This window comes from Trichocoleus sp. FACHB-591 (genome assembly GCF_014695845.1).
Taxonomy (GTDB): domain Bacteria; phylum Cyanobacteriota; class Cyanobacteriia; order FACHB-46; family FACHB-46; genus Trichocoleus.
Window position 1 is genome coordinate 1 of the sequence record NZ_JACJPA010000046.1, and the last position, 7948, is coordinate 7948.

The window sequence follows — 7948 nt, forward strand, 5'->3', positions numbered from 1 at the left end:
GCAAAGCTTGCAGGCTTTGACGTTGGTAGGGAGTCGGCATCCCATCGAGCAAGTGATAGATTAGTTCTTGGGCGTGGGCAAGAATGTCCATTGTTCTTGCGGTCTATTAGTTTCACGCCCTTTCTGCCACCTTTTAAGCCTTGGTGCAAGATCTGAGTTAACAGTCCTTCGAGCCGCTTGTTCAATTCAACCCATTCGACTGGTGTCTCCTCGTACATTCTCTCGTGCGCTACATCGACTAAAACCATCCCAGCCACTTCTTCTGGATAGTGATAGGCAAAAAAGCGACTGAACAAACCACTCAAAGACATTCCTACTAAGACATAAGGCGGCTCGATTTCAGCCTTTTGCAAAAGTTGCCGCAACTCACTAACGACTTGCTCAGCTGTGCGTGGTTCTGAACTTAGATCACTCCAGCCATACCCCGCTCGATCGTAGGTCAAAACTCTCGTAAATTTCGCAACTTCAGGCTGCACAAGTTGCCAATCTAGGTGAGTACCTCCGGCTCCACTATCGACAATGACGGTCGGGGAACCGTCACCTACAATTTGGTAGTGCCAATGACTACCCTCAATCTCAATTAATTTTCCGGGTGGCAGAAATCTGTGGCGATCGCGTCTTGTAGCCAGTGTTTGATAAATTGCTCCAAACCCAATGACTCCAATCAGTACTCCAAGGAGCACAGCCAGCCATAGCATTCAGTTGAGCCCCTAAACTTACACACGTTTGCGATCGTCCCACAAATGGCTTTCACTGCACTCCTATTCTCTAGCATGTGTGACAGAAGAGATACAACGTACATAGCTAACTGTCACTCGAAAATAAACATTACAGATTTATCACGATAAGCAGCCAACGTTTAAGGTTGCTTATTGATCGGGTTTGAGGGGCAATTCAATCTGAAACTTTGAGCCTTTACTCACTTCACTGGTGGCATAGACGCGCCCGCGATGGGCTTGGACAATTTGCTGGGCGATCGCCAACCCTAGTCCAAAGCCACCACTGTCCTGAGAGCGTTGAGTGTCTACCCGATAGAAGCGATCGAAAACATAGGGTAAGTCAGTTTCTGGAATGCCAATACCTGTGTCGATTACCTGAATTACTGTCCAACCAGGATGGGACACCAAACGCACCAGGATTGTGCCACCAGCAGGGGTATATTTACAGGCATTGTTGAGCAAATTTTCGATCGCCTGTCGTAGTAAATCAGGGTCAGCCCATAGGTCGATCAATTGCTCAGGCTGCTCATAGGTCAGGTTGATAGATTGCTGTTCTGCCAATGGCGTAAACTGAGTCACTAGACTTCCCAGCAAATCGTTGAGATTGATTAACTTAAGTGATTCTGGGGCAAGCTGTCCCTGATGACGAGCGAGCAACAACAGATTATTGACGAGAGTGCCCATTGATTTCGCACTATCCACAATGTTTTCTAAAGGAGGATGATAGGGAGAATCATTGGCAGTGATGAGTAATCCGAGTTGAGCGTTGGTCAGAATCGCGGAAATGGGCGATCGCAACTCATGGGAAGCGTCTGCTGTGAACCGTTGAAGCTGTTGATAGGCTTGCCGGATCGGTTGCATAGCAAAGCCACTGAGAATCCAGCCTGTGAGGGCAATGAGTCCTAGTGTGATCGGGACTGTTAGAGTCAGCACCATCTGAAGCTGCTGAAGTTCCTGTTGGGTTTCCATGAGGGGAGTGGCAACCTGAAGATAACCTAGGGTTCCAGTTCTGCCCTCAACCGGTAATGTCGCCTGGCGGAGCCAAATTTCTTCCTTCAAAAGTAGATCGGTTGATTGAACCGTGAGATAACCAAGGGACGTATTTAACTTGTCTGGAGGAGACACGCCAAAAAAGCGAACGAGCCGTCCTTGCGCGTTATACCAGCGCACATAAATCAGATCCTCTGCAAGCGGATGGGAGCCACTGCCCAACAACGGAACATGGCTCAGATCGACCTGGCTCTGGTCTTGGCGAATTTCATAATGCACACTGGCAGCCATCACTCTGGTCTTATCGTAAAGCAGGCGATCGAGTGCTTCCAGTTTGTCCTCGATTTCAATCTGATAAATCACTCCAGCAAATAGCACCAGAATGCTTCCCATCGACAGGGTGAACCAACGAGCCAGGTTGCGACGACTTCGGTTAAACACGTCTTGCCTTTAGAATTCATGCGCTTCAGGAAGGGTTAGGCGATAGCCCATGCCATAGATGCTCTCAACCCAATCAGCTGCCCCTACAGCCTGCAAGCGTTGACGCAGTTTGCGAACTAGAACAGTGATTGCATTGCTTTCGGGTTCGGTGCCCCACTCCCATACTGCCTGCTCGATTTGGTTGCGGGTCAACACTTGTCGGGGGTGGCGCATGAAGTACTCCAACAGTTGAAACTCACGGCTAGAGAGAGCAACAGTGGCACCTTGCCGTTCGACAATCAGGGTATCGAGGTGGAGATGGAGATCCTCAAGACTCAGTGTATCTCCTTGCCAAAGGGGCGATCGCCGTCTTAAGGCTCGAACTCGTGCCATGAACTCCACCAGGTCGATCGGTTTCACCAGGTAGTCATCTGCACCTGCATCTAATCCAGTCACTTTCTCAGGTGTAGTGTCTCTTGCCGTGATCATCAAAACTGGAGCCGTTTTTCCGGCTGCTCGATATTCGCGACAGAGAGTTACACCGCTGACACGGGGTAACATCCAATCTAGAATCAGCAGATCATATTCTTTTTCGGATAAAAGCCACTGAGCGGTCTCGCCATCTTTGACCCCATCTACGCTGTGTCCTGCCTGAGAGAGCACCATTTGCAGTGGCATCAGTTGTTTTGGGTCATCTTCCACCAGCAAAACTCTCATTCCTTTGTTGCTCCCCTTTGCGGCTTGCAAGATTGAAGATAGGCACTTAGTGTTATGTATACATCCCCTTTGAGCCAGATTTTGAGGCAGATCAGGCTGTACTAGAGTGCAAACAGCGGAACATATAAGCTGATGAGAAACGGGAGTATGTGGCGCACGACAAAACGATGGCTGCGAGCATCAGGGGCAGAATTCTGGTTGCCACTGCCGTTTGTGGCGATTGCCTTTTGGTTTGGCACCAATCTTCTGATGGCTCAAGAACTACGGCAACCCCAACCGACCGAAACAAAACTTCAGGCAGACACTCAGCTTAAAGCGACTGTCTCCATCAACATCCTGCTAATCAATGCAATCATCAATCGACAGCAGGGAGTCACGCAGGTTGAGGTAGAGACAACGGAACCCATCTTAAAACGGTTGGAACTAGAATTGCCGATGACCGACACCAATCAAATCGAAGCGGCGATCGCGCAAGAACTTCAGTTATCTCGTCAAGATGTGCGGCAGTTAGTCCGCTACGAGATCATTGAGTGAAATGCACTTGTGCTTCAATAGAGAATCTTAGGGCTTGTAGTCGTAGCCCGCACCCTGACACTATTCAAACGACGTAGACCGTTCAAATCTAAATAACTAAATCCAACCTTAGAGAAAAAGGGCAGCACACAAAACAGCAATGTTTCAATGGTTTGGTTGACCCAACCCAAGCCAGAAGGACCAATCAACCAGGCGATCGGGTAGCTAATCCACAGCACCGTGAAGTAGGTCAGAAGTCTGTCATAAAGCCCAGATAACTCTACGCCTTGCCCGCGGGTTTTAGTCCGCAAAGGCACCCAGATTCCCCAGAGGACAACTAGGAACGCAACAACGCCACAGGTGTACCAGAGAAATCTGGCTTCATCGCTTGTGGATAGGTCAGCGATCAGTCCTGATACGACGACAATCGCCTGAGTTCCCATGAGTGAAGCAATTAATGTCCAATCTTTTGCAACAAAATACATTGCGGTTGAGGACAGTGATAGCAGGAGCAAAGGAGTTGTGACGATCCAGTCGATGTAACGAGCATAGTGAGTGATTTGCCCTGCAACTTCAACCTTCCCTTGACCAAGTGCCATTGCCATGTAAGCCAAACCTGACCAGATGGGAATAAAAGTGGCAATTAAATACTCATATTTGGGAACGCCACGCGGATTGGTGCCAAGTGAAATGAAATATAGTGCACCGATCGCCATCGCAATCACGTAAATCCAGTGAAATAGAGCTTGCAGATCCATAAGCTACCTCCGTTTCTTCTTAGTCTTAAATCACAAATGTGATCCAAAAGTGAGGAGTAGAAGTTTAGCACTCACTTTTCGCTCACTTTCTTGAAGGACGCTAGAGAAGTAGTAAAGCAGGCAACGCTGGCTTACGGCAGTTGTGCTGCTCTGGATGATAAGGGGTCGGGAGAAAATGAGATGGCAGTACTGGATAGCGTCAAATCAACAGAACAGCAATGGCATCATCTTCCTCAGGAGCAAGTTGTCCGTTTGCTCAAAACTGATCCTGAGCAGGGTTTGTCTTTTACAGAGGTAGCGAAGCGACACGATCGCTTTGGTCCGAATCAGTTAACGGCTCAGAAAAAACAGAGCGCCTGGTTGCGATTTCTCCAGCAGTTCAATCAACCGCTGCTCTATATCTTGCTGGTCGCGGGGCTGGTGACAGCGTTTCTAAAAGAGTGGATTGATTCGGGCGTGATTTTTGGGGTGACGCTGCTCAATGCCATCATTGGCTTTGTGCAAGAGGCAAAGGCAGAGGATGCGATCGCTGCTTTATCGGAAGCTGTCACGACTGATGCAACCATTCGCCGCAACGGTCAAAAGCAAGTGGTTTCATCCCGCGAACTGGTTCCCGGCGATCTCGTCCTGCTGTCTTCTGGCGATAAAGTACCTGCCGATCTGCGGCTGCTTGAAATTCGTGACTTACAGGTAGACGAATCAGCCCTGACAGGAGAATCGGTTCCAGTCGAAAAAACCCTTCAGCCCCTAGAAGCAGACACTCCGCTCGCAGAGCGCACCAATATGGCGTACACCGGTAGCCTCATCACTTTTGGGCAGGGGCTTGGAGTTGTTGTAGGCATTGGTGAGATGACCGAAACCGGACACCTCTCCCAACTGATGCAGCAGAGTACAGCCATAGAAACTCCCCTGACTCGTAAAATTGACAAATTCAGCAAAACCTTGCTTTACGTCATTTTAGGCTTGGCGACCTTCACCTTTGCCGTTGGCGTGGCTCAAGGGTTTTCCTTGATTGAGGTGTTCAAAGCAGCAGTTGCGCTGGCAGTCAGTGCGATTCCCGAAGGGTTGCCTGCCATTCTCACAGTGACATTGGCAATCGGCGTATCTCAGATGGCAAAGCACCACGCCATCATTCGTAAATTACCGGCAATCGAGACACTAGGCAGCACCACTGTAATTTGTTCCGACAAAACCGGAACCCTGACCCAGAATCAAATGACCGTTCAGGAAATTGACGCAGGTGGAAAGCGGTATCGGGTGAGCGGTGGCGGTTATGCACCAGATGGAGAAATCTCCCTGAATGGATATGTAATCGACCTGGCAAAGGCACCCACCTTGTATGAATGCCTGCAAGCCGGACTGTTGTGCAATGACTCCCATGTAGAAGTGCAGGACGGAAATTGGATGGTGGTCGGTAGCCCCACAGAAGGAGCACTGGTTGCTGCCGCCCACAAAGCTGGGCTTGTTACAGAAAAGCTGGAGCAGGCGCTGCCTCGGCTGGACACCCTGCCGTTTGAATCTCAATTTCAATACATGGCGACACTGCATCGCAACCGCCCAGAACGGCTGATTTATGTTAAAGGTTCGGCTGAAGCTATCCTCAAGCGATGTCGTCAAATGCTGGATGAAGATGGAGAGGCGATCGCTCTCAGCCCAACGCAAATTGAGCAAACTGTAGAGAACATGGCAAAAAAAGGGTTACGGGTTTTGGCACTTGCCAGGAAAGCTGCCCCTGATTCTCAAAGCTCAATTGAGCATTCTGATCTGGAGCAAGGTTTAGTATTTCTGGGGCTGCAAGGCATGATCGATCCGCCCCGTCCTGAAGCGATTCAAGCCATCGAATCCTGTAAGTCTGCGGGAATTCAGGTCAAGATGATCACGGGCGACCATGCCAAAACAGCCGCCGCGATCGCTCAACAAATGGGTCTAAATTCAACTAAGAATGCACCTGTTGTCACAGGTCAAGAACTTGCGCGACTAGATGAGCAAGAATTAGCCAACGCGGTTGAACAGAGCAATGTATTTGCGCGAGTTGCACCCGAACAAAAACTGCGGATTGTGGAAGCCCTCCAATCCAAAGGTGAAATTGTGGCAATGACAGGAGATGGAGTCAATGACGCGCCTGCCCTGAAGCAAGCTGACATTGGAGTAGCAATGGGCATCACAGGCACTGGAGTCACAAAAGAAGCGGCAGATATGATTCTGACAGACGATAACTTTGCCTCGATCGAGAAAGCTGTCGAGGAAGGACGCACCGTTTATAAGAATTTATTGCGGGCGATCGCCTTCATCTTGCCAGTGAACGGTGGCGAATCCATGACCATCTTGATCGCCGTAATGCTAGCAACTCCACTGCCCATTTTACCAATACAAATTCTCTGGCTGAATATGGTCAGTTCGGTTGCCTTGAGTCTACCGTTGGCATTTGAGCCACCTTCGCCAGACACGATGCAACACCCACCTCGTCCTGCGAATGAACCGCTGCTGTCGCGCAGGCTAATCACCCGAATTTTAACGGTTTCATTGTTTAACTGGATCGTGATCTTTGGCACCTTTGAATGGATTATCCAAACGACTGGAAACGAAGCCCTAGCGCGAACCATGGCAATTCAGGCATTGGTTGCAGCAGAAGCCTTTTACCTATTAAGCATTAGCCGATTTATTCCAGCGATCGCTGCAAAGCTACGCGGTAAAAATGAGCCATTCGGTTACCCTGTGGCGATCGGCATTGCAAGTGTTCTACTGTTTCAATTCCTATTCAGCCAGTGGAGCTTCATGAATCAGCTATTCGCGACTGAAGCATTAACGCTGACTCAAAGCTTAGCTTGCCTTGGCATTGGGCTACCCATGATTGCGTTAGCTGCGTTGCTAAAGCGAGTTGCTCCGCTGGAATAAATGACCTCAGCGAAGCCACTCTTCTGAGCGTGCTTACCCGGCCAAGTTTGTAGCGTTAACTATTCATTTTTTCTCATGACTTCTCATAATTTCAAACGTGCGATCGGCATATTCTCTAATCGTCGAGACGCAGAACAGGCGCTAGCTGAGCTAAAAAACAAGGGTTTTCCCATGCACAAGCTCTCAGTGATTACCAAGTCTTCTGATGATGACGATAGTTTAGATAGTCATTTAAATAGACACAGGGTGCGGCAGCCCTTAATAACCAGAGCAGAAGGTGCAAAAACAGGCGCGATTACAGGAAGCGTAGGAGTCGGTTCACTCGCCCTAATTTTTGGACTCGGCAGTCTGCTCATTCCTGGTGTTGGTCAAGTATTGGCGGTAGAGAGCCTTTTAACAACCTTTTTTGGAAGTGGAATTGCCGCAACTGCGGGTGGTCTATACGGCGCGCTTCGAGGATGGCTGGTGCCAGAGGAACAGGCAACCAACTACAACGACAGATTTAACCAGGGAGATTATTTGATCATCATAGAGGCAATGGAGGATGAGATTCTGTCTGTTGAAGCTATCCTTCATCGTCAAGGTATTCGATCGTGGCACATTTATGACGCTCCTTAAAAGATTCTCTGTCCACTTCTCTACAACTGATTCATCACTCTCGTCATACATGGCATTGGGGTAGTGCGACCCTACTATGCCCAAAGGTAGCGAAGCTGCATCCAAGTGCCATGTTATGGCTAGAATCCTTGTGAGATAAAGGTTCTAGAGATTTTTTGTAATTTAGCCAAGAGTTTCGGAAAATGACTATTTATGGACAAGCTGTCTAGTAGTTCGACACACCGATTTTGACAGGTAGAGAGAAGTCAGGGAAACTGGTTGAAAATCAACAATCCCCTCCTCATGCCAGAAAAGTACACGGTCACCCTCACCCCTGAG

7 protein-coding genes are annotated in these 7948 nt (G+C 49.0%); 3 read left to right on the forward strand and 4 right to left on the reverse strand.

The genetic code is table 11. The features are described from left to right. The 3 genes from H6F90_RS10205 to rppA all read right to left on the reverse strand — a co-directional run. Positions 1 to 698: alpha/beta fold hydrolase (locus tag H6F90_RS10205; RefSeq protein ID WP_190552379.1), on the reverse strand; the 698-nt coding region annotated here is incomplete at its 3' end. Positions 699 to 869: 171 nt separating this feature from the next. Next, positions 870 to 2150: an ATP-binding protein gene (locus H6F90_RS10210; RefSeq protein WP_190552380.1), complete on the reverse strand. Its 1281-nt coding sequence runs from the start codon at positions 2148 to 2150 to the stop codon at positions 870 to 872. Between the two features lie 9 nt (positions 2151 to 2159). Continuing rightward, positions 2160 to 2846, reverse strand: coding sequence for a two-component system response regulator RppA (gene rppA, locus H6F90_RS10215; protein ID WP_190552381.1), 687 nt, complete (start codon positions 2844 to 2846; stop codon positions 2160 to 2162). 147 nt (positions 2847 to 2993) lie between these two features. On the opposite strand from rppA, the gene H6F90_RS10220 reads away from it, so the two are divergent. Beyond that, positions 2994 to 3380, forward strand: a complete 387-nt coding sequence (locus H6F90_RS10220) for a hypothetical protein (protein WP_190552382.1) — start codon at positions 2994 to 2996, stop codon at positions 3378 to 3380. 14 nt (positions 3381 to 3394) lie between these two features. Here H6F90_RS10220 and H6F90_RS10225 read toward each other — a convergent pair whose 3' ends face one another. Beyond that, positions 3395 to 4117, reverse strand: a complete 723-nt coding sequence (locus H6F90_RS10225; RefSeq protein WP_190552383.1) for a bacteriorhodopsin — start codon at positions 4115 to 4117, stop codon at positions 3395 to 3397. Positions 4118 to 4207: 90 nt separating this feature from the next. Between H6F90_RS10225 and H6F90_RS10230 the strand changes: the two genes are divergently transcribed. Continuing rightward, positions 4208 to 7012 carry a cation-translocating P-type ATPase gene (locus H6F90_RS10230; protein WP_370587987.1) on the forward strand — a complete coding sequence of 935 codons (2805 nt, stop codon included), beginning with the start codon at positions 4208 to 4210 and terminating at the stop codon, positions 7010 to 7012. A 75-nt stretch (positions 7013 to 7087) separates the two neighbouring features. Next, a complete protein-coding gene (locus H6F90_RS10235) occupies positions 7088 to 7630 on the forward strand; it encodes a general stress protein (RefSeq protein WP_190552384.1) in 543 nt (180 codons plus the stop codon). Positions 7631 to 7948: the final 318 nt, after the last annotated feature.